At 67.6% G+C, this 20,199-nt stretch carries 21 protein-coding genes; 8 read left to right on the top strand and 13 right to left on the bottom strand.

The genetic code is table 11. From position 1 onward, the window contains the following. Window positions 1-139 precede the first annotated feature (139 nt). Both DIE08_RS32180 and DIE08_RS32175 read right to left on the bottom strand, forming a co-directional pair. Entirely contained in the window at window positions 140-1,894 is a 1,755-nt protein-coding gene (locus DIE08_RS32180; protein WP_124628265.1) for an ABC transporter permease subunit, read from the bottom strand. 80 nt (window positions 1,895-1,974) lie between these two features. Next, a complete protein-coding gene (locus DIE08_RS32175; protein ID WP_260436608.1) occupies window positions 1,975-2,199 on the bottom strand; it encodes a phosphate transporter in 225 nt (74 codons plus the stop codon). A 255-nt stretch (window positions 2,200-2,454) separates the two neighbouring features. Between DIE08_RS32175 and DIE08_RS32170 the strand changes: the two genes are divergently transcribed. The 3 genes from DIE08_RS32170 to DIE08_RS32160 all read left to right on the top strand — a co-directional run bounded on the left by DIE08_RS32170 (window position 2,455) and on the right by DIE08_RS32160 (window position 5,020). Then, a complete protein-coding gene (locus tag DIE08_RS32170) occupies window positions 2,455-3,399 on the top strand; it encodes a metallophosphoesterase (RefSeq protein ID WP_124905717.1) in 945 nt (314 codons plus the stop codon). Between the two features lie 23 nt (window positions 3,400-3,422). Next, window positions 3,423-3,764 (top strand): cupredoxin domain-containing protein, encoded by a 342-nt coding sequence (locus DIE08_RS32165; RefSeq protein ID WP_124628263.1) that lies wholly within the window; start codon window positions 3,423-3,425, stop codon window positions 3,762-3,764. Window positions 3,765-3,880: 116 nt separating this feature from the next. Continuing rightward, entirely contained in the window at window positions 3,881-5,020 is a 1,140-nt protein-coding gene (locus DIE08_RS32160) for a patatin-like phospholipase family protein (RefSeq protein ID WP_124905715.1), read from the top strand. Window positions 5,021-5,047: 27 nt separating this feature from the next. Here the strand turns inward: DIE08_RS32160 and DIE08_RS32155 are convergent, their stop codons facing one another. Beyond that, entirely contained in the window at window positions 5,048-5,752 is a 705-nt protein-coding gene (locus DIE08_RS32155; protein WP_124905713.1) for an SDR family oxidoreductase, read from the bottom strand. Window positions 5,753-5,873: 121 nt separating this feature from the next. Here DIE08_RS32155 and gcvA point away from each other — a divergent pair, with 121 nt between their 5' ends. The 3 genes from gcvA to DIE08_RS32140 all read left to right on the top strand — a co-directional run bounded on the left by gcvA (window position 5,874) and on the right by DIE08_RS32140 (window position 8,360). Beyond that, window positions 5,874-6,773 (top strand): transcriptional regulator GcvA, encoded by a 900-nt coding sequence (gcvA, locus tag DIE08_RS32150; RefSeq protein WP_124905711.1) that lies wholly within the window; start codon window positions 5,874-5,876, stop codon window positions 6,771-6,773. A gap of 145 nt (window positions 6,774-6,918) precedes the next feature. Next, window positions 6,919-7,227, top strand: coding sequence for a helix-turn-helix transcriptional regulator (locus DIE08_RS32145; RefSeq protein WP_059449595.1), 309 nt, complete (start codon window positions 6,919-6,921; stop codon window positions 7,225-7,227). 71 nt (window positions 7,228-7,298) lie between these two features. Next, window positions 7,299-8,360 (top strand): alkene reductase, encoded by a 1,062-nt coding sequence (locus DIE08_RS32140; protein ID WP_124628256.1) that lies wholly within the window; start codon window positions 7,299-7,301, stop codon window positions 8,358-8,360. A gap of 15 nt (window positions 8,361-8,375) precedes the next feature. Here the strand turns inward: DIE08_RS32140 and DIE08_RS32135 are convergent, their stop codons facing one another. After that, a complete protein-coding gene (locus DIE08_RS32135; RefSeq protein WP_124905709.1) occupies window positions 8,376-8,903 on the bottom strand; it encodes a GNAT family N-acetyltransferase in 528 nt (175 codons plus the stop codon). A gap of 83 nt (window positions 8,904-8,986) precedes the next feature. Here DIE08_RS32135 and DIE08_RS32130 point away from each other — a divergent pair, with 83 nt between their 5' ends. Then, window positions 8,987-9,598, top strand: a complete 612-nt coding sequence (locus tag DIE08_RS32130) for a LysE family translocator (RefSeq protein WP_059686100.1) — start codon at window positions 8,987-8,989, stop codon at window positions 9,596-9,598. Between the two features lie 90 nt (window positions 9,599-9,688). Here DIE08_RS32130 and DIE08_RS32125 read toward each other — a convergent pair whose 3' ends face one another. Further along, entirely contained in the window at window positions 9,689-10,117 is a 429-nt protein-coding gene (locus tag DIE08_RS32125) for a hypothetical protein (RefSeq protein WP_124628250.1), read from the bottom strand. A 390-nt stretch (window positions 10,118-10,507) separates the two neighbouring features. Then, entirely contained in the window at window positions 10,508-11,428 is a 921-nt protein-coding gene (locus tag DIE08_RS32120; RefSeq protein WP_185715932.1) for a phosphatidylinositol-specific phospholipase C, read from the bottom strand. 6 nt (window positions 11,429-11,434) lie between these two features. Between DIE08_RS32120 and DIE08_RS32115 the strand changes: the two genes are divergently transcribed. Beyond that, a complete protein-coding gene (locus DIE08_RS32115) occupies window positions 11,435-12,457 on the top strand; it encodes a LacI family DNA-binding transcriptional regulator (RefSeq protein ID WP_124905708.1) in 1,023 nt (340 codons plus the stop codon). A 9-nt stretch (window positions 12,458-12,466) separates the two neighbouring features. On the opposite strand, the gene DIE08_RS32110 is transcribed toward DIE08_RS32115, so the two are convergent. From DIE08_RS32110 to DIE08_RS32080, 7 genes are all read right to left on the bottom strand, one after another. Continuing rightward, window positions 12,467-13,327: a carbohydrate ABC transporter permease gene (locus DIE08_RS32110; RefSeq protein ID WP_124905707.1), complete on the bottom strand. Its 861-nt coding sequence runs from the start codon at window positions 13,325-13,327 to the stop codon at window positions 12,467-12,469. Further along, window positions 13,324-14,193 carry a carbohydrate ABC transporter permease gene (locus tag DIE08_RS32105; RefSeq protein ID WP_124905706.1) on the bottom strand — a complete coding sequence of 290 codons (870 nt, stop codon included), beginning with the start codon at window positions 14,191-14,193 and terminating at the stop codon, window positions 13,324-13,326. The genes DIE08_RS32110 and DIE08_RS32105 overlap by 4 nt, the downstream gene beginning before the upstream one ends. A gap of 34 nt (window positions 14,194-14,227) precedes the next feature. Continuing rightward, window positions 14,228-15,466: an ABC transporter substrate-binding protein gene (locus tag DIE08_RS32100; protein WP_124905705.1), complete on the bottom strand. Its 1,239-nt coding sequence runs from the start codon at window positions 15,464-15,466 to the stop codon at window positions 14,228-14,230. A gap of 188 nt (window positions 15,467-15,654) precedes the next feature. Next, window positions 15,655-16,863 (bottom strand): porin, encoded by a 1,209-nt coding sequence (locus DIE08_RS32095; protein ID WP_124905704.1) that lies wholly within the window; start codon window positions 16,861-16,863, stop codon window positions 15,655-15,657. 171 nt (window positions 16,864-17,034) lie between these two features. Continuing rightward, complete coding sequence (locus tag DIE08_RS32090; RefSeq protein WP_124905703.1) at window positions 17,035-17,973, bottom strand: helix-turn-helix domain-containing protein; 939 nt, start codon at window positions 17,971-17,973, stop codon at window positions 17,035-17,037. Between the two features lie 60 nt (window positions 17,974-18,033). After that, window positions 18,034-18,624, bottom strand: coding sequence for a DUF3156 family protein (locus tag DIE08_RS32085; protein WP_124905702.1), 591 nt, complete (start codon window positions 18,622-18,624; stop codon window positions 18,034-18,036). After that, the gene (locus DIE08_RS32080) at window positions 18,621-20,123 is read right to left on the bottom strand and encodes an APC family permease (RefSeq protein WP_059599171.1); all 1,503 of its coding nucleotides are present in this window, start codon (window positions 20,121-20,123) and stop codon (window positions 18,621-18,623) included. Before DIE08_RS32080 ends, DIE08_RS32085 begins: the two co-directional genes overlap by 4 nt. Window positions 20,124-20,199: the final 76 nt, after the last annotated feature.

Raw genomic sequence — 20,199 nt, 5'->3', positions numbered from 1 at the left:
AGTTCGCCCTGCGTCTTGTTGAAGCCGCGGCAGACGTGATCCACGCGCAGGATTTCCTCACCGAGGCGCGGCGGCTGAAGCGGCTGGGACGTCTGGGCCGGGGCGTTGATTACGGTCGAATTTTGCATCGCGCTTACTCTCAATCGAGACGGAGCCGGGATTCCGCATAGGCGTACATCGGACGCCACAGCAGGCGGTTGAACAGGGTAACGAACAGGGACATCACCGCGATGCCCAGGATGATCTTCGGGAAGTCGCCGGCGGCGGTCGTCTGTGCGATATACGAGCCGAGGCCGTGCGCGACGACCTTCGTGTCGCCCCACTGCACGAACTCGGACACGATGCTCGCGTTCCACGCGCCGCCCGACGCGGTGATCGCGCCGGTCACGTAATACGGGAAGATGCCGGGCAGGATCGCCTGGCGCCACCACTGCCAGCCGCGGATGCGGAAATTCTTCGTCGCTTCCTTGTAGTCGTTCGGATAGGACATCGCGCCCGCGATCACGTTGAACAGGATGTACCACTGCGTGCCGAGCACGATCAGCGGCGACAGCCAGATGTCCGCGTTCAGATGGAAGTGGACGATCACGATCACGAACACCGGAAACAGCAGGTTCGCCGGGAACGCGGCAAGGAATTGCGCGAGCGGCTGGATCTTCTCGGCCAGCGCGGGGCGCAGCCCGATCAGCACGCCGAGCGGCACCCAGATCACGGACGCGATCGCGATCAGCACGATCACGCGCAGCAGCGTGATCAGCCCGAGCATCAGCACGTGGCCGACCTCGCTCATCGTCACGCCGGTCGCGACGAAGCTGACGACGCGCCACGCGACGTACGCGGTCAGCACGATCACGAATGCGCCCCACACGATGTCGCCGATGCGCGACGGGCGATGGCTCGCTGCGCCACGCGCGCCGATACCGCCGAACGACGGCACGCGCAGCGGAATCCGCGCGGCCTGCGACAGCAGCCAGCCGGCCGGCACGAGCAACTGATGAATCAGGTGCGTGCGGCGCATCATGTCGAGCAGCCAGGATTGCGGCGCGTCGCCCGACGCGGTGTTCTCCATCCGGAACTTGTCGGCCCATGCGACGAGCGGGCGGAACAGGAACTGGTCATAGGCCAGGATCACGACCGACATCGCAACGATTACCCAGCCGACCGCGCCGATGTTCTTGTCCGAGATGGCTTGCGCGAGATATGCGCCGATCCCGGGCAGCGTGATGGTCTGGTTGCCGACGGTGATCGCCTCCGACGCGACGACGAAGAACCAGCCGCCCGACATCGACATCATCATGTTCCAGATCAGTCCCGGCATCGAGAACGGCACCTCGAGCTTCCAGAAGCGCTGCCACGACGTCAGGTGGAAGCCGCGCGACACTTCGCTCAGGTCGCGCGGCACCGTGCGCAGCGACTGATAGAAGCTGAACGTCATGTTCCACGCCTGGCTCGTGAAGATCGCGAAGATCGCCGCGAGCTCGGCCCCGAGCACGCGGCCCGGGAACAGCGCGAGGAAGAACGTGACCGTAAACGAGATATAGCCGAGCACCGGCACCGACTGCAGGATGTCGAGGATCGGGATCAGCACCATGCCGGCGCGGCGGCTTTTCGCGGCGAGCGTGCCGTAGACCAGCGTGAACGCGAGCGACGCGATCATCGCGGCGAGCATCCGCAGCGTGGTGCGCAACGCGTATTCGGGCAGGTTCGACGGATCGAGCGAGATCTTCTGCGTCTGCAGGGTCGCGATCGGCGCCATCGTCTCGTGAAAGCCGACGATCGCCATCGCGAGTATGCCGATCATCAGCGGAAACGCGACCGCATCCCAGCGGTTGGGAAGCACGCGCCACGCGGACGCGTTGGCGGTGCGATTCGGATTGAAGAAGCGGATATCCATCGGTAGCGTCTTGGTCGAATTGAAAATCGATGGGACCGGCCGCGTGCCGCGCGGCCGGGTATGGCATCGGCCTGCGCGGCTCAGAACAGCTCGTGGAGCGCCCAGTACAGTGCCGCCGACTGCGCGACGAAGAGCAGCACGATCGGCAGGACCGAACTTTCCTTGACCAGACCGGGATCCGCGCTCGGGTGAGCGCCGACGTGGACGATGCCGCAGGCAACGATCGGAAAGAACGACGCGAGACTGATGGTGCGCGTGCTCCGACCGCCCGCACCGCTGGTTTCCGTTGCCGCGGGATTCGGCATGAGGGGCTCCGGATAGATGATTCGGTGTCGCAGGCTATCGGGCGAACATGACGCAAACGTGACGTGTCACTTACAGGACATTGACGGGCCATCCATCAGCGCTCCGTCAGCGATCCGCAAGCATCGAACGCCCGCGTCGGGCCTCGCAAAGAAGCGGGAATAAATCCGTCGCCGCATCGGTATGGAATGCGAAGGCGCCGGCTAACTCCAGGACGATCCGGCCGTCCGGTTCCGTCATACGAATGCGAGGCTTACATGTCTTCATCGACCCCCACCCGCCCGTCGCGCCGCAAGGCCCTGCAATGCATGGCGTTCGGCGGCCTCGGCACGCTGTTTACGCTGTCGGGCGGCATCCTGACACCGTTCGATCTCGCGCTCGCGCAAAGTGGCGCCGCACCCCCCGCGAATGCGGGCCGGCCGCTGTTCGTGCAGATCAGCGACACGCACATCGGCTTCAACAAGGACGCGAATCCCGACGTCGCGGCCACGCTGCGGCAGACGATCGATCTGGTGAACGGGATGCCTGCCGCGCCCGCGCTCGCGATCCATACCGGCGACATCACGCACCTGTCCAAGGCGGAAGAATTCGACCACGCGTCGCAACTGCTGTCCGCGCTGCGCGTGCCCGAGTTGCACACGGTGCCCGGCGAACACGACGTGACCGACGGCTCGGGCGCCGAATATTTCAGCCGGTTCGGCAAGGCTTCCGACAACCGTGGCTACTACAGCTTCGATCACGCGGGCGTGCACTTCGTCGCACTCGTCAACGTGATGCATTTCAAGCCCAACGGGCTCGGCAGCTTCGGCGACGAACAGCTCGCGTGGCTCGCGCAGGATCTGAAGGGGCAATCATCGAGCACGCCGATCGTCGTGTTCTCGCACATGCCAATGTGGACCATCTACGAGCCGTGGGGCTGGGGCACCGGCGACGCGCCGCAGACGATGGCGCTGCTGCGCCGCTTCGGCTCGGTCACCGTGCTGAACGGGCACATCCACCAGATCGTGTCGAAGGTCGAGGGCAACGTGACGTTCCACACCGCGCGTTCCACCGCGTTCCCGCAGCCGACCGCCGGCAACGGCCCGGGTCCGGTGCCGCTCACGGTGCCGCGCGACCGGCTGCCCGCGATGCTCGGCGTGACGACCGTCGACTTCGCCGGCCACCCCGTCGCGGCGTCGCTGCACGACACGACGCTGGCCTGATGCCGATACACAAGGAGACCGACATGACCTTCCTGAAGCCCTCGACGCTGGCGGCCGCGCTGATCCTGAGCGCGGCCGCCGTCGGCACGCCGCTCGCCGCGTTCGCGCAGACCCCGGCCGGCCCGCTCGTGACGATCCACAATTTCATGTTTTCGCCGATGTCGACCACGATCAAGGCCGGCACGACGGTCACGTGGAAAAACCTCGACGCGGAGCCGCATACCGTCGTCAACGACGCGGGCATCTTCCACTCGAAAGCGCTCGACCAGGACGAGACCTACTCGTTCCGTTTCGACAAGCCGGGGGTCTACAAGGTGTTCTGCGGGATTCATCCGTACATGAAGGAGACCATCACCGTGGAATGACGCGGCGCACCGCAAGGTCCCGCGAGCATCCGGCGCCGCGGACGCTGCCCGACGATCGCCTACACTGGTTCCATCCGGCCGGCACCCGCCGGCCGTCACCGAACACGAGGCAAGCGATGACGGCAAGTCAACCCGCACATCCGAAACTGCCGGGCCAGGTCGTGCTCGTGCTCCAGGGCGGCGGCGCGCTGGGTGCATACCAGCTCGGCGTATTCGAGGCGATGGAGGCGGCGGGCATTCAGCCCGATTGGGTCATCGGCACGTCGATCGGCGCGATCAACGCGGCGCTGATCGCCGGCAACGCGCCCGGACATCGCGCGCAACGGATGGCCGAATTCTGGCGACACGTCACCGAACGGCCCGCCGTGAACGTGCCGGGCTTCCCGACGAGCTGGGACAAGATCGGCTCGGAACTCGCGGTCATCGGCGCGGGCCTGCCGGGATTCTTCCGGCCGAATCCCGCCGCCTGGCTCGGGCCGCTGGCGCGGGTCGGCGTCGAGCGTGCGTCTTACTACGTGGTCGAGCCGCTGCGCGACACGCTTGCGTCGCTCGTCGATCTCGACCTGCTGAACGCGGGCCGGCCACGACTGACCGTCGGCGCGGTCAACGCGTGCACGGGCACGATGCGTTATTTCGATTCGCGCGACCGGCCGCTCGGCATCGATCATGTGATGAGCTCGGGCGCGCTGCCGCCCGCGTTCCCGGCCGTGCGGGTCGACGGCACGCCCTACTGGGACGGCGGCATCTACTCGAATACGCCGGTCGAAGTCGTGCTGGACGACGCGCCGCGTCGCAGCTCGATCATCTTCTCGGTGCAGATGTGGAATCCGGTCGGGCCGGAGCCGCAAAGCATCTGGCAGGTGTCGGAGCGGCAGAAGGACATCCAGTACGCGAGCCGCACGGACAGCAACATCGCGCGGCAGCAGCAGATTCACCGGCTGCGCCACGTGATCCGGGAACTGGTCATGCGGCTGCCGGAGGCGGAGCGCACGTCGGCCGATGTGAAAGCGCTCGCCGCGTGGGGCTGCCAGACCACGATGCACGTGATCAAGCTCGCAGCGCCCCGGCTCGACGGCGACGATCAGTGGAAGGACATCGATTTCACACCCGCCGGCATCGCGGCCCGCCGGCAGGCCGGGTTCGACGCGACGATGCAGGCGATCGCCGCGCGGCCCTGGGATCTGCCGATGGACCCGACGGAAGGGCTCAGCGTCTGGAGTCCGGAAGAAAACCGGATCGGCGAGCGGCACAACTGATGCCAGGCGTCGCGCGCCGCCTTCCGCTTACAGCGCGCGCACGATCCCGCCGTCGACGCGAATGTTCTGCCCGGTGATGTAGCCGGCGCCTTCCGACAGCAGGAACGTCACGGTCTGCGCGATCTCCTGCGTCCTGCCGAAGCGGCCGGCCGGAATGCGGGCGACGATCTCGGGCGTCGCCGGCCAGCTGTCGATGAAGCCGGGCAGCACCGAATTGATGCGGATGTTGTCCTTCGCATACCGATCGGCATACAGGCGCGTGACCGAACTCAGCGCCGCGCGCAGCGCGGACGACACCGGCATCGCCTGCTCGGGCGCGTCGGCCGCGAAGCTCGAAATGTTGACCACCGCGCCGCCGCCCTGCTTCAGGAACACGGGCGTCACCCGGCGCAGCACGCGAACGACGTTGAGCACGATCAGGTCGAGCCCTTCGTGCCACTTGTCGTCCTCGATGGCGAGCAGGTCGCCCTTCGGCGGATGCCCGGTGTTGTTGACGACCGCGTCGATGCGGCCGTACTTCGCGAGCGTCCCGTTCACGAAACGCTCGATGTCGGCGTCGTCGGTGACGGATCCCGCCATACCCAAACCGCCGAGTTCCGCGGCAAGCTCGACCGCGCTGCCGGACGGCGACATCAACGAGACGCGATAACCGTTGCTCGCAAGATCCCGCGCGATCGCGGCGCCCATGCCCTTGCCCGCCGCCGTCACCAATGCCACTTTCTCTACAGTCATGCTGTTCTCCCGAATAGGTCGGCTCAACGCCGCGATCGTCGTCCTGAAGCGCCACTCTAGGACTCTATAATCGCCTTGTCGAACGATGATTTCTCCACACACACTGTAGATTTTCTACTGCATGAAGGCTCTGTCGCGTACCCGTCGCTTCCCGCCGCTCAATGCGCTTCGCGCATTCGAAGCCGCCGCGCGCCACCTCAATTTCCGGCTGGCCGCCGACGAACTCGGCGTGACCCAGGGCGCGGTGGCGCAGCAGGTCAGGCATCTGGAGGACGTCGTGGAGATTCAGCTGTTCCGGCGGCTGCCCAGGGGGCTGGCGCTGACGCGCGAAGGGCTCGAGTACTTTTCGTCGGTCCAGCGCGCGCTGCAGATAATCGCCGATGCCACGGACGCACTGGGCCAGCGTCCCATGGTCCTGACGGTCAGCACGACGCCGTCGTTCGCGTCGAAGTGGCTGATCCCGCGCCTGTCGGATTTCGGTCGCCTGCATCCCGACATCGAGGTTCGCGTCATCGCCGACGAGCGCCTTGCGTCGTTCCGGGCCGACGGCGTCGACATCGCGATCCGGCTCGGCAAGCCCGCGTTCCCCGCCGGCCTGGTCGCGGAATTGCTGTTTCCGCTCGACATCTTCGCCGTCGCCAGCCCGAAACTGCTCGAAAGCGGCCCGCCGATCCGCACACCCGCAGACTTGTCGAAGCATGCGCTGTTGCACGACGCGCACGACCTGTGGCCGGAGTTCATCGAGAAGCTCGGCGGAAAGGGGCAGACCGATCCTACGAAAGGGCCGCGGTTCAGCCAGTCGCTGCTCGCCATCGACGCCGCCGTCGCGGGTCAAGGCATCGCGCTGACCAGCGAGCCGCTCGTCGAACGCGATATCGCGCAAGGCCGGCTGCGCCGCGTGTTCGATTTTTCGTTTCCGATGTCGCTCGGGTTTTACGTCGTCTTTCCGCAGGCCAATGCCCATTCGGAAGCGCTCGAGGCCATGCGCCGCTGGCTGTTCGCGCAGTACGGGGGCGCGTGATTCGCTGATGCTCCGACCGATGAACAACCCCACTTCCATCAGTGCCTTCGTGCGTATCGCAATTTTCCGATATATGATTCGCCCATCGACGATACCCGCTTGCACCGGTTTTCCGGACGAACGCCCCAAACACCATCACCCTTCCATGCCGACCGAACTCGACATCGATGCGATCCTGAAAGCGCTTTCGAACCCCGTGCGCCGGGAAATCCTCGTCTGGCTGAAAACGCCGGGCGCGCATTTCCCGGAGCAGACGCTGCCGTACGACCACGGCGTCTGTGCCGGGCAGATCGACGCGCGCTGCGGGCTGTCGCAGTCGACCGTCTCCGCGCACCTCGCGACGCTGCAGCGCGCGGGGCTCGTGACGTCGACGCGGATCGGCCAGTGGGCGTTCTTCCGGCGCAACGAGGCCGTCATCGATGCATTTCTCGACGCCCTGCGCCGTGAACTCTGACCCAGGCCATGCGGGCCGCACGCCGCGCACGACGCGGCGGTAATCCCGCCTTTCTGAAAAGGTTATCTGCCATGCCCACTCTGTTCGATCCCGTTACCCTCGGCGACCTGACCCTGCCGAACCGCGTCGTGATGGCGCCGCTCACCCGTGCCCGCGCAGGCAGCGCGCGCGTGCCCAACGACCTGATGGCCCGCTATTACGCCGAGCGCGCGTCGGCCGGCCTCATCATCAGCGAAGCAACCTCGGTCACGCCGCAGGGCGTCGGCTACGCGGACACGCCGGGCATCTGGTCCGACGAGCAGGTAGAAGGCTGGAAGCGCGTGACGCAGGCCGTGCACGCGGCCGGCGGCCGCATCGTGCTGCAGCTCTGGCACGTCGGCCGGATTTCGGACCCGGTGTTCTTGAACGGCGACCTGCCGGTCGCGCCGAGCGCGATCGCCGCCGGCGGTCACGTGAGCCTCGTGCGGCCGCCGCGACCGTTCGTGACGCCGCGCGCGCTCGAACTGGATGAAATTCCGGGCATCGTCGCCGCGTACCGCAAGGGCGCCGAAAACGCGAAGAAGGCCGGCTTCGACGGCGTCGAGATCCACGGCGCGAACGGCTACCTGCTCGACCAGTTCCTGCAGGACAGCACCAACCACCGCACCGACGCATACGGCGGCCCGATCGAGAACCGCGCGCGCCTGCTGCTCGAAGTGGTCGACGCGGCGATCGACGTGTGGGGTGCGGGCCGTGTCGGCGTGCATCTCGCGCCGCGCGGCGACGCGCATACGATGGGCGATTCCGACCCGGCCGCGACGTTCGGTTACGTCGCGCGCGAACTCGGCCGCCGCAAGATCGCGTTCATCTTCACGCGTGAATCGTATTCGGGCGACCATCTGAGCCCGCGTCTGAAGGAGGCGTTCGGCGGCCCGCTGATCGCAAACGAGCAATTCACGCTCGAATCGGCGCAGGAGACGCTCGCGAGCGGTCACGCCGACGCGATCGCGTGGGGCAAGCTGTTCATCGCGAACCCGGACCTGCCGCGCCGCCTCGAACTCGGCGCACCGCTGAACAAGCCGGTGCCGGAGACGTTCTACGCCGAAGGCGAAACGGGCTACACCGACTACCCGGCGCTCAGCGACGCGGCCTGACGGGCGGCGACGCGTTCATGCGCGCACGTGAGCGCGCATGAACACGCGCTGCGTCTCGTCGAGCCCGCGTGCCACGTGATGCGCGCGAATCGCGCGCAGCGTGTCGTCGAGCGATGCGTCGTCGATGACGTCGAAGCCGAGGCGCGCGTAGTACGGCGCGTTCCATGGCGCGTCGCGGAACGTCGACAGCACGACCTGTGCGATGCCGTCCTGCGCGGCGCGCGTCATGATCCGTTCGATCAGGCGCGCGCCGATCCGCTGCCCCGCGTGCGACGGCGCGACATCCAGCTCCTCCAGATAAAGCCGCCGCGCATCGAGCAGCCGGTAGAACGCAAAGCCCACGCACGTCCCCGCTTCGTCCGTCGCGACATACGCGCGACCGTCGTCGATGCGCATGCGCACGTCGGCCGCATCGGTCGGCTCGCCTTCGGCGATGTCGGGCATGCCGATGTCACGAAAGCGCTGGGCGGCGGCCACTTCCACGGCGGCCATCGCGGCCGCGTCTTCCCGCGTGGCGGGACGAATCCGGATCGATACTGTCATCACGACGAGGTAGGCAGGCGGGAACGGCCGTCACTATAATCGAAACTTCATACGTTTCGAACGCCCTGCCCACGAGGTCCGTCATGACGCTGTCCGCGCTCGCCGTGTTCGCCATCGCCCTGCTCGTCACCGCCGGCACGCCCGGCCCGAGCGTCGCCGCGCTCGTCGCGCGCGTGCTGACGAACGGCGTGCGCGACGTGCTGCCGTTCCTCGCCGCGATGTGGATCGGCGAGGCGCTATGGCTCACGCTGGCGGTTGCCGGGCTGTCCGCGTTCGCGCGCACGTTCGCGACGGGCCTGCTCGTGCTGAAGCTGCTCGGTGTCGCGTACCTGCTGTTTCTCGCGTGGAAGATGTGGACCGCGCCGACCGACACGAAGGCCGGCGACCTGCCGCGCGGCCAGTCGCCGTGGCGCATGTTCGTCGCGGGCACGCTGGTCACGCTCGGTAATCCGAAGATCATGCTCTTCTATCTCGCGCTGTTGCCGACGATCGTCGACCTGACGCATGTCGGTGTCCTCGCGTGGACCGAGCTCGTCGGCACGATGCTCGCGGTCCTGATCCTGGCCGACTGCTTCTGGTCGCTGCTCGCTTCGCGTGCGCGTGCGTTCCTCACGTCGGCACGCGCGAAGCGGATCGCGAACCGCACGAGCGCGACGGCGATGGCCGGTGCGGCGGTGGCGATCGCGACGCGCTGAACGCCACGGCCGCACGCGTATCCGCACGACGCCACGTCGTTGCGAAGCGGGGCGGACCGCCGCGTCCGCCCGTCAGCGCACAACAGCGCGTTACGGTGTCCCGGCGCTGCAGCAATACGCGAGCAGGAACGTCGCGGTGCCCGGGTCGCCCTGCACGATCGCGCGCATGTCGCCGTTCAGCTTCGCCATCGCTGCCGTCACGTAATCGGGCGCGGGCAGCTTCGCCGTATTGAAGTCGTGTACCGCAACCGCGACCGGCTTGTTGTCCTTCGTCTTCGGCGATGCCAGCGCCCGGTCTTCCGCGGCGAATCGCTGATCGCGCGTGGCGACTGCACCGACCTGCCCCGCGCAATAGCCGTGCGTTCCCGACATGATGTGAATCGTGTGACCGTCACCGCTCAATCCCGACGCGATGGTATTCAATGCCGCTGCGACGTCCCTGACGTTGCACGGGCCGTGAAAGCCCCAGATCTGCACCGCGTTCGGGGTGCCCTTCATGATGTTGACGAGCGTTGCCATGACCTCTCTCCTTGCAGTCCTGCGTCGTGGACAGTTCGCGGCGAAGCAGGCTCTGCTTTCCACGACGACGTTCATGGGCCGGCGCGATGCCGGGCACACAGTGCCCGTTGCCTCCCGCCGAGTTGAGAAACATCCGGATATCCGCGACGGACTCGATCGATCCGCGCCCGCCACGAACGGTTCAACCTTATCCATCGGCCTCGGTTCGCAACATGGACCGCTCGTCATACATTCGGCAACGTGCCGATCTTCACGGGAAGCGGGCGTCCCGCCACACGCCGCGCAAAAGCAGGCGCAGGCATGCAGCGGGCCGCAGGCCATGCGTCGGCACCGACGCGCAAGATTTCGGTTGCCCAACCTTCCACCAAACGCTCGCCCTGCCGGTCTTCACTAGCACCCCGCCAGCCTGCGCCCATCACCCGGCCCGGGCACGTGATCGTTGCATTCAACCAGCGCCCGCACCAACGCCCAGTCATCGTCGTCGCAGAAATCGAGCAGCATCGCGCCATACGAACCCCGTTGCTCGCGCAACCGCGCCGCGAGCCGCACCTGAATCCCCTGCACCCTGCCGTCGCCGCGCGCGACCACCGACGGATTCGCGCCCATCCCCGTACCGCTGCAGAAATTGATCGCCCAGCGGCCGCTTTCCGGTGACGGCATGCCGGTCAGCAGCGCATCGATCACGCGCCACTTGTAGTTGATCGACCCGGCAACGGGCACGCGGTATTCGTCCTGGATCACGAACGCCGCATCGGGATGATCGATCGTGAAGGTCGCGTTGTCGGGCCACGCGGTCAGGTCGATGCCCAGCGGCCGGCTGCTGCGGAACCGCCGCAACAACACCACCGCGCCGCGCACGTCGCCGAGCGCCGGCAGCGCGCCGCCCGCATGCCAGCGCAACCGCGGGTGCCGCGCACGATGCGCGTCGAACGTCGCATCGAAACTGCGCGTGCACGCCTGCGCAGGCCATTCGTCCTTCACCGACATCACGATGCATTCGCGCGGATGCGCTTCGAGAAAACGCGTACAGTCCGCGAGCACATCGTCGAACGACATGCCGAGCGCGATCCCGCCATGATGGATGTCCAACGCATCGCACCGGTGCCGGCAGCGGATGTCGAGCAGCCGCACACCATGCTCGAGCTGCGCGGCGAGCGATGCGCACTGCGTGCGCACGAGCGGATCGTCGACCGTATACGCACAGGTGTCATGGCTGCCCGGTAGGGTCAGCGTATGCAGCGGCCGCGCGTCGTCGAGCGCCGACATCCAGTCGGCCAGCGGCGTGGAAGCTTCGTATCGCGAAGGGATCATGAATCGATGAGTGACAAGGAAAGAAAAACGTGGGTGACTGCGTCGGATGTCGCCGTGCGGGCCGGCGTGTCGCGCTCGGCGGTGTCGCGTGCGTTCTCGCCGACGGCGAGCATCGCACCCGAAACGCGCGAACGCGTGATGGTGGCCGCGCGTGCGCTCGGCTACCAGGTCAACCTGATCGCGCGCGACATGATCACGCAGCGCAGCAGCATGATCGGCGTCGTGACGGCCGGGTTCGAGAATCCGTTCCGTGCGCGGCTTCTGTCGGACCTGATGGCCGTGCTCGGTCAGCGCGCGTTCACGCCGCTCGTCACCAACGCGGATGATCCGCACCAGGTCCGGCAATCGCTCGAACGGCTGCTCAGCTACCGGATCGCGGGCCTCGTGATGACGTCCGCGTCGCCGCCGCTGTCGGTCGCGCGGCAGTATCTCGATCACCGGATTCCCGTCGTGATGATCAATCGCGAAGCGAACCTGCCGGGTGCGGATGTCGTCATCAGCGACAACGCGGCGGGCGCCGCCCATGCCGCGCAACGGCTCGTGCGGGCCGGCGCGCGCCGGCTCGCGTTCGTCGGGCCGCGCACTGCGAGCTACAGCGCACGCGCACGTGCGGATGCGTTCGCGCTGGCGCTGCAACGCGGCGACGCGTTCGATGCGGTACTCGTCAACATGATCGATACGCGCTCCGATACACATGCATGCGGCATCGACGCCGCGCGGCAACTGTTCGCATCCGGCGACCGCCCGGACGGCGTGTTCTGCTCGTCCGACCTGCTCGCGCTCGGCGTGATCGACGCCGCCCGCGGCACATTCGGCTTGCGCGTGCCCGACGACCTGCGCGTGATCGGCTTCGACGACATCCCCGCCGCCGAATACGACGCGTATCGGCTCACGACACTGCGCCAGGACACGCAAGGTCTCGCGCACGCGGCAGTCGACCTGCTCGCCGACCGGATCCAGACGTTCGACGGCGCATCGCGCACGCGCGTCGTGCCGGTTACGCACGTGGTCCGGCACAGCTGCGTATAACGCGTCGCGTCACTTCAGTCCGCCCGCGAAGCCGCGCAGCAGGTAGCGTTGCACGTAGCCGGCCACGGCGAGCGTCGGCAGCGACGCCAGCAACCCCGCGCTCATCAGGTCGCCCCAGTCGATGCCGTTCTCCGTCACGTAGCCGGCGATTGCGAGCGGCAGCGTGAAGCGGCTCGGCGTCGACACGAACAGCAGCGCGATCAGGAACTCGTTCCAGGCGGCGATGAACACGAAGATCGCCGTCGCGATCAACCCCGGCGCGCACAGCGGTAGCACGATCTGCACGAGCCGCCGCGCGAGCCCCGCACCGTCGATGCACGCGGCCTCCTCGTATTCGATCGGCACGTCGCGCACGAACGCGAGCAGCATCCAGATCGCCATCGGCAGCGCGTAGATCTGGTAAGCGAGCATCAGCCCGAGTGTCGAATCGAGCAGATGCAGCCGCTTCGCGAGTGCGAACAGCGGCACCGCGATCGTGATCGGCGGCATCAGCTTCAATGCCAGCACGAGCATCAGGAACAGCAAGTCGAGCCGGGCCGGAAACCGCAGCCGCACGAGCGCATACGCGGCAGGAAGCGCGAGCGTCAGCGCGAGCAGCGTCGTGCCGAACCCGACCAGCAGCGAATTGGCGAGCGGCGCGCCGATGCCGTTCGACCAGACCGACGCAAAATGCTCGAGCGTCGGCGCGGCCGGCAAGATCCGCAGCGGATGATCGAGGCGCTCGAGCGTCGGCATGAACGCCGCGCCGGCCATCCACAGGCACGGCAGCAGCAACAGCGCGAGCGCGGCGGCGCGCAGCATCCACGGCACTGCGCGACCGAATGCGGCACGCGTTCGCGCGTGCGCGATGCCCGCGGGTCGCGCCATCATGCGCGCCGATTGCGAACCGTCTGCCATACGTACCCCGAAACAAGCAGCGCGGACGCCGCGAGCATCAGCACCGACGCGGCACTCGCCGGCCCGACGTTGAAGAAGCGGAAGCCCGTGTCGTAGATATAGGTCGACAGCGTCTGCGTCGCGTTGCCGGGGCCGCCGCCCGTGAGCGCATAGACCTTGTCGAACAGCTTGAACGTGTCGATCGAGCGCAGCAGCAGCGCGAGGCCGATCTGCGGCGCCGCGAGCGGCAGCGTGATGTCGCGCAGGCACTGCCACTCGCTCGCGCCGTCGGTGCGCGCGGCTTCGTACAGCTCCTGCGGGATCGATTGCAGCCCGGCCAGCACGATCAGGAACGCCATCGGCGTCCACTGCCACACGTCGACGAGCGCGAGTGACCACAGCGCGAGATGCGGATCGGACAGCCAGCGCACGCCTTCCATGCCGAACGCGGCGAGCAGCGCGTTGAGGAAGCCGTCGAAATTGAGCCAGTTGCGCCAGATCGCCGAGCACACGAGCGTGGACAGCATCATCGGCAGGATCGCGAGCGGCAGCGCAATGCGCCGCCCCGGAAACGCGCGCACGAACAGCAGCGCGAGACCGAAGCCGAGCGCGACTTCGACGAGCGATGCCGCGATCGTGAAGCGCAGCGTGTTGCCGAAGCCGGCCGCGAACGCGTCGTCGCCGAGCACCGCGCGATAGTTCGCGAGCCCCGCGAATGCGCGGCGGCCCGCCGTGTAGTCGACCTGGCAGAACGAGTCGATCAGCACCTGCGCGACCGGGTACAGCGCGAGCGCGGCCAGCACCAGGAGCGCGGGTCCGAGCAGCGCGACGAATGGCAAGCTGCGGCCGAGGGCTTTCATGCGCGGATTCCGGATGAAGCGTGGCGGCAAGCCGTCACTTGCCCGCCGCTGCCATCGCCTGCGCGATCTTCTGCTGCGCCTGGCGCAGCGCGGCGTCGGGTGCGGCCTGCCCGGTCAGCGCGAGCTGCAGCTGGTCGCCGAGAATGCTCTCGACCTGCTGCCAGTCCTTCACGCGCGGCCGCGCACGGCCCGCCTCGAGCGCCTTCAGCTGATCGGGATACCAGCGGTACTGGCGCACCAGCGCCGGATCGGCGAACACGCTGCGGCGCGTCGGCGGAATGCCGATCCCGGCGAGGCGCGTTTGCGTGTCGCGCGAACTCAGGTAGGCCAGGAAGTCCTGCGCAAGCTTCGCGTGCGGCGCGTCCTTCGGAATACCCATCTGCCAGATGCCGAGCATCGGCGCCGGGCCGGCCGTCTGCCCGGGCGGCGGCTGCAACGCGATCTGCCCGACCACGCGCGACTGCTTCGGATCGTCGAGCGCCGGAATCCACGCCGGCCACACCTCGATCGACTGCGCGGCCGTGCCGCGCTGCAGCGCATCGCGCACTTCGGCGGCGCCATACACGTCGACGTCCTTCGGCGCGGAGGCCTTCAGCGCGAGGAACGTCTTCAGCGCGGCCTGCGACTCGCGCGAATCGATCGTCACGTTGCCGGCACGGTCGAACACGTCGCCGCCATAGGCCCACAGGATCGGCAGGAAGCCCGTCACGACGGGGTTGCCCTTGGTGCCGCGGAACACGACGCCCGACACGCTCTTGTCCGCGCCACCGACGGTCTGCGCGATCTTCAGGACGTCGTCCCAGTTGCGCGGCGGCTGCAGCTTGTATTTCGCGAGCAGGTCCTTCCGGTACGCGAACATCTCGACGTTGCCGACGATCGGCAGCGCGTACAGCGCGCCCGCCGAGTTGCGGCCCAGCGCGACCGCCGACGGCACGAGATCGGCGTCCGCGAGCGATGCCGGCAGCGGCTTCAGCCAGCCGTTGCCGATGAATTCGGGCGCCCACGTGTCGTCCATCATCACGAGGTCGTACGTGCCGGTTCCTTCGCGCATCGACAGCTTCAGCTTCTGGTACAGGTTCGCGTTCGGCAGCTTGAGCAGCTCGATATCGGTGCCCGGATGCAGCTTGGTGAAGCCGGCGACGGCGTCGGCGAGTCCCTTGCCATAGATGTCGTCGCGGCCCGCGATGACGAGATCCGCCGCGAAGGCGTGCGAGGCGGCAAGGGACAGCGCAACGGCGGCGGACAGCGCGCGCAGGCGGCTCAGCAGGGTCATGTGGTCTCTCTCGATCGGCGTGGTGGCGGGTCGGCCTCGCGTTGCACACGTGTGCAACACGGGCGACGCTTCGGGCGTCCTGAAGCGAACGCCATTGTTCACGTCGATCGTTAAGAATTTGTGGCACGCGGCGGAACCGGCCGGCCATCGCAGCCGGCCGCCCCGACCGCCTCGCCACGTGCGCGCCGTCAGAAGTTCACGCGAATCCCGGCCATCACCGCCAGCTGCCGGCTCGAATTGCTGTTCGCGAGCACCGGAATCTGCGCGTAGTTCACCGCATTGCCGTTCGCGTCGGTGCCGAGCCCCGTGCCGCTCGAGACCTGGCCGATCGCGACCGCATACAGCGCGGTGCGCTTCGACAGGCTGTAGTTCGTCCCGACGTTGACCTGATGGAAGCGCGTCGTGCCGCGACCGTCCGTGTGCGCGGCATTGAAGATGTATGCGACGCCGCCCTGCAGCGCGGGCGTGAACATGTACGTGACGTTCAGCTCGCCGATGTCGAACGTGAACGCCTGCTTGCGCGGCTGCGCGTCGGTCGAGAAATAGCGGCTGTCGCCGAGGCGCGTGTGCGTGTAGGTCAGTGCGACCGTCGCCGCGCCGAGCGTCACCGAGCCGCCCGCGCCGAACGCACGCATCGAGCCGGCGTCCTGGAGCAGGCAGTACATCGCGCCCGGATTGCTGCACGCGAAGTCGCCGATATAGCCGCTCGCGCCGCCGAGCGCGGCGTCGAGCGGCTGGTGCAAGTCGAGATAGCCGATCGAGAACGCGACCGGCGCACGCGTGTAGGTCGCGGCGACCGCATAGCCGCGCTTCGCGGAAAAGTCGCCGGCCTGCCCGCCGAAGCTGAACGTGCCGCCGAACGTCAGGCCGTTGAAGTCGGCGCTGGTGAACTTCACCGCGTTGTTGAAGTTGAACGCGGCGTTCAGATTGTCGACGTCGCCGAGATGCGAGCCGTACGGCGTCGCCCAGTTGTTGCTCGATACGTATGCGCCGAGCATGTCCGTGTACGAATCGTACTGGCGGCCGAGGCCGAGCGTGCCGATCGAATCCTGGCGCAGCCCGACCCACGCCTGCCGGCTGAACGCGGTGCCGCCCTGCAGCGCCTGCCCGTTCGCGGACAGGAATTGCTGCTCGAGCGAAAACACTGCGTCGAGCCCGCCGCCGAGCGGCTCGGCGCCCTGAAATCCGAAGCGGGACGGCACGAGGTTGCCGCCGCCCATCTGCCATGCGTGGCCGCTGCCGGTGCTGCCGTCGGCGCGCGTGAACTGCTGGTTCGTCGAATAGATGATGCCTGTGTCCACGGTGCCGTACAGCGTCACGCTGCCCGATGTTTGCGCGTGTGCGTTCATGCAGCCCAGCGCGGCCGCGGCCGCGGCCAGTCTTCGTCCGATCTTCATGTCCCGCCCCTCTGATGTCATCGATTCGCAGTGCAGATCGATGGTGTTGTCGATATGGGTGACAGGACTCTATCCAGCGAAAATTCGGGACCCCTATCCCAAATCAGCAAATGATGAAGCGCAAGGGCGACACGCGACCGCGCCCGGAAAAACCGGCGCGATGCGCAAGCGTCATTCGGGACGCAGGGTCTGCGACGGCAACTCGCCGAACAGGTCGCGATACTCGCGTGCGAAATAGCCAAGATGCGTGAAGCCCCAGCTCGCGGCGGCCTCGCCGACGCCGAGTTGCTGTGCCGAGGTCGTGCGCAGCAGGCGCCGCACCGCATTCAGCCGGATCGTGCGCAGATAGCCAACGGGCGTGACGTCGGCGACGCGCTGGAAGCTCGTCTGCAGGGTGCGGCGGCTGCAGCGCAGCGCGCGGCACAGTTCGAGCACGGTGACGGGTTCCTCGGGCCGGTCGCGCAGGTGTTTCTCGCAACGGCTGACGATGTCGCTGTAGGTCGCGTGCGTGATGTCGCGGCGCTCGACGCCGATGCCCTGGTCGAGCGCATCGAGGAACATGCCGAGCATCGCGTCGCGGAACATCTTGCGGGTGGCCGCATATTCGAGGCAGCCGGGGTTGCGCTGCGCGTCGTCGATCAGCGACGACAGCCGCGCGCCGAGCGCGACGCCTTGCGCGTCCGACAGCCGCGTGACGTGCCGCAGCTTGCGCGCGCCGGCCGCGCCGAACTCGGCTTCGCACAGCTCGTCGATCATGTCCGACGCGGCGCTGATCCCGACGAGCCCCATCCCTTCCGGCGTGTGGAATTCGAAATCCTCGCCGGCGCGCAGCGCGAGCAGCGCATAGCCGTCGACCGGCTGGCCCTGGAACGTGCCGGCGAGCGGCATCGACAGCGGCACCGCGAGCGACGTACGCCCGGCCGGCGCAACGCCGGTTTGCGCGACACGCCGGTTGGTCGTCTCGCGGAAGAAATGGAACTCGTCGTACAGCACCTGCGTGACGGTGCCTCTGAACCGGCCCGGCGTCATCTGGCGGTAGACCTGATGCCAACCCGCGATCGCGAGCCCGTGGTCATGCACGTCTTCGTGTGAGCGTGACTGGAACAGCATCGGCATCTCCGGTGAAACCCTGAATCCGCGTTGCGCCCGCACGGCGCGCAGCGGCATAGCTTACCCCCGCAAAATTCCGCGTAGTGCAGTTTCGAATGCAAGGCAGGCCACCGACAGCGCGGTGGCCTGCTCGCCGGTCAGGCGGACATAGCGCCGAAACGACGGCATCCGGTTCACGATCTCGCTGCCGCCGAACGGCACGACGGCGAGCGTCCAGCGCCCGTCGCGCGCGGCGATTCCGCATTCGGTCAGGTGCAGCGGGCGTAGCGCATCGGCAAGTGACGAATCGGCGACGAGCGCGGCCACCGCCCTCACGAATCCGGGGTCGCATCCCGGCGCAGGCGCTGCCGCGATGCCGGTGCGCCGCAGCCAGCCCGTCTGCAGCACGCGCGCATGGCCCTGCGCGGCCGGGCCGTCGGCACTGATCGACACCTGCACGCTGACCGTATGCATCAGGAACTGACGGTCGACGCGTTCCTCGATGCTCACGCGCACGCCGTTCGGCAGCCGGGCCAGCGGTTCGGCAGCGCCGCAGTGCGCATCGCGCACCGCACCGAGGTCCGCCAGCACGCGCGCGGCGATCGCGCCGGGCCGGTAGCCGGGCGGCGGCGTGTCGGGCGCCGCGCGCCATCGGATGAATGCGAGCCTCACGACGCGACGTGCTCGTTGCGCAGCACTTCCTCGACCGGCACCGGTTTGAACGGATGCCGGCGCTGCACGACCACCGTCCAGAACAGCGCGTACAGCGCGGTGAGCCCGAGCATTGCGCCGAACGGCACGTAGATGTCGCGCGCGTTCATGCCGGGTGGCGTGATGTACCAGATCGCGAGCACGATACCGACGCTCGACACGATCTGCGGCAGCGGGAACAGCGGCGAACGATACGGACGCGGCAGATCCGGGCGGCGGATGCGCAGCATCACGACCGACGCGGTAACGAGCAGATACGCGGTGCCCCACGCGCAGGTCGCGGCGAGCACGAGGTGCAGGATACTGTCGAGGTTGCCGTTGATCAGCCACGCATGGAAGATCGGCACGATCGCCGACGCGACGATGCCGACCACCGGCGTCTTGAAGCGCGGATGCAGATACGCGAAGCAGCGCGGCAGCGCGCCGTCGATCGCCATCCCGTACAGGATGCGCGGCAGCCCGGCCATCAGCGTGTTGATCGTCGCGGCGCCCGCGCACAGGAACGCGATACCGAACCACACGCGGCCGAAGGGCCCCAGCACCTGCAGCGCGAACGCGGGGATCGCGCCCGGCGTGTCGAGCAGGTGCGTGAGGCCGTCCGGGCTCACCGGCACGTTCGCGACCTGGCGGCGGATTGCCGCGCCGTACAGGAACATGCAGATCGCGACGCCGACGAGGCCGAGCGCCATCGCGCGCGGGATCGTGCGGCCGGGGGACTTCATTTCCGGTGCGAGCGGCGTGACGAACTCGCAGCCGACGAACATGAACATCGCCATCCCGACCAGCGACAGCACCGCCGGCACCGACGTGCCGACTTCCGAGCCGCCGAACCAGCCGTCGAGATGCACGGCCGGCGCGGCCGCGAGGCCGAGGATGCCGAAGATCATCAGCGACAGCCACATGCCGGCCGTCAGCACGATCTCGAGCTTGCTGAACACCTTGATGCCGATGATGTTGGTGATCGCGAAGGTGACGACGAGGCCGACGCCGACGAGCCAGGAGCTGTTGTGCTTCTCGAACGCGGCGTTCAGCGATTCGAAGTTGACGAGCGCCATGATGCCGCTCAGGATCGTCTCCGCCGTGCCGGCGAACACGTGCACGAGGAAATACGCGGAAATCGTGCCGGTGATCGCCCAGAAGCGGCCGAGCCCGCACGACAGGTAATCGTAAACCGAGCCGGCCGTGGGCAGCATCGCGGCGGCTTCGGAGAAGGTGGTCGCCTGCGCCTGCATCATCACGAACGCGATGATCATCGCGACCGCGAACGCCCAGCCGCCCATTCCGAAGCCCGATGTCGCGGTGAGAATCACCGGGCTCGCCATGATGAGGCCGACGGCGCTCGCCAGCGCGGTCGGAAAACCGACCGCGCCCGCCTTCAGCACCGTGCCGCCGCCTGCTTCAGCCGACTTGCCGGCGGGCGTATCGCCCGCGGCGCCGGTCACTCCAGACCATCCCGACATGTTCGTCTCCTTCCCTTTTTGGGCGGAGCCGGCGCTGCGGCGCCCGCTCCGTTCCGTGCTTCGCGGTCGGCCCGGG

This window comes from Burkholderia sp. Bp9004, from assembly GCF_003858025.1.
GTDB lineage: Bacteria > Pseudomonadota > Gammaproteobacteria > Burkholderiales > Burkholderiaceae > Burkholderia > Burkholderia diffusa.
The sequence above is the reverse complement of the archived record's forward strand: the minus strand, read 5'-3'. Positions and strand labels throughout refer to the sequence as shown.

Excerpts from the sequence above, each read along its gene's own strand:
- DIE08_RS32180 (WP_124628265.1), bottom strand. The coding sequence starts at position 1,894 with ATGGATATCCGCTTCTTCAATCCGAATCGCACCGCCAACGCGTCCGCG.
- DIE08_RS32175 (WP_260436608.1), bottom strand. The coding sequence starts at position 2,199 with ATGCCGAATCCCGCGGCAACGGAAACCAGCGGTGCGGGCGGTCGGAGC.
- DIE08_RS32170 (WP_124905717.1), top strand. The coding sequence starts at position 2,455 with ATGTCTTCATCGACCCCCACCCGCCCGTCGCGCCGCAAGGCCCTGCAA.
- DIE08_RS32165 (WP_124628263.1), top strand. The coding sequence starts at position 3,423 with ATGACCTTCCTGAAGCCCTCGACGCTGGCGGCCGCGCTGATCCTGAGC.
- DIE08_RS32160 (WP_124905715.1), top strand. The coding sequence starts at position 3,881 with ATGACGGCAAGTCAACCCGCACATCCGAAACTGCCGGGCCAGGTCGTG.
- DIE08_RS32155 (WP_124905713.1), bottom strand. The coding sequence starts at position 5,752 with ATGACTGTAGAGAAAGTGGCATTGGTGACGGCGGCGGGCAAGGGCATG.
- gcvA (WP_124905711.1), top strand. The coding sequence starts at position 5,874 with ATGAAGGCTCTGTCGCGTACCCGTCGCTTCCCGCCGCTCAATGCGCTT.
- DIE08_RS32145 (WP_059449595.1), top strand. The coding sequence starts at position 6,919 with ATGCCGACCGAACTCGACATCGATGCGATCCTGAAAGCGCTTTCGAAC.
- DIE08_RS32140 (WP_124628256.1), top strand. The coding sequence starts at position 7,299 with ATGCCCACTCTGTTCGATCCCGTTACCCTCGGCGACCTGACCCTGCCG.
- DIE08_RS32135 (WP_124905709.1), bottom strand. The coding sequence starts at position 8,903 with ATGACAGTATCGATCCGGATTCGTCCCGCCACGCGGGAAGACGCGGCC.
- DIE08_RS32130 (WP_059686100.1), top strand. The coding sequence starts at position 8,987 with ATGACGCTGTCCGCGCTCGCCGTGTTCGCCATCGCCCTGCTCGTCACC.
- DIE08_RS32125 (WP_124628250.1), bottom strand. The coding sequence starts at position 10,117 with ATGGCAACGCTCGTCAACATCATGAAGGGCACCCCGAACGCGGTGCAG.
- DIE08_RS32120 (WP_185715932.1), bottom strand. The coding sequence starts at position 11,428 with ATGATCCCTTCGCGATACGAAGCTTCCACGCCGCTGGCCGACTGGATG.
- DIE08_RS32115 (WP_124905708.1), top strand. The coding sequence starts at position 11,435 with ATGAGTGACAAGGAAAGAAAAACGTGGGTGACTGCGTCGGATGTCGCC.
- DIE08_RS32110 (WP_124905707.1), bottom strand. The coding sequence starts at position 13,327 with ATGATGGCGCGACCCGCGGGCATCGCGCACGCGCGAACGCGTGCCGCA.
- DIE08_RS32105 (WP_124905706.1), bottom strand. The coding sequence starts at position 14,193 with ATGAAAGCCCTCGGCCGCAGCTTGCCATTCGTCGCGCTGCTCGGACCC.
- DIE08_RS32100 (WP_124905705.1), bottom strand. The coding sequence starts at position 15,466 with ATGACCCTGCTGAGCCGCCTGCGCGCGCTGTCCGCCGCCGTTGCGCTG.
- DIE08_RS32095 (WP_124905704.1), bottom strand. The coding sequence starts at position 16,863 with ATGAAGATCGGACGAAGACTGGCCGCGGCCGCGGCCGCGCTGGGCTGC.
- DIE08_RS32090 (WP_124905703.1), bottom strand. The coding sequence starts at position 17,973 with ATGCTGTTCCAGTCACGCTCACACGAAGACGTGCATGACCACGGGCTC.
- DIE08_RS32080 (WP_059599171.1), bottom strand. The coding sequence starts at position 20,123 with ATGTCGGGATGGTCTGGAGTGACCGGCGCCGCGGGCGATACGCCCGCC.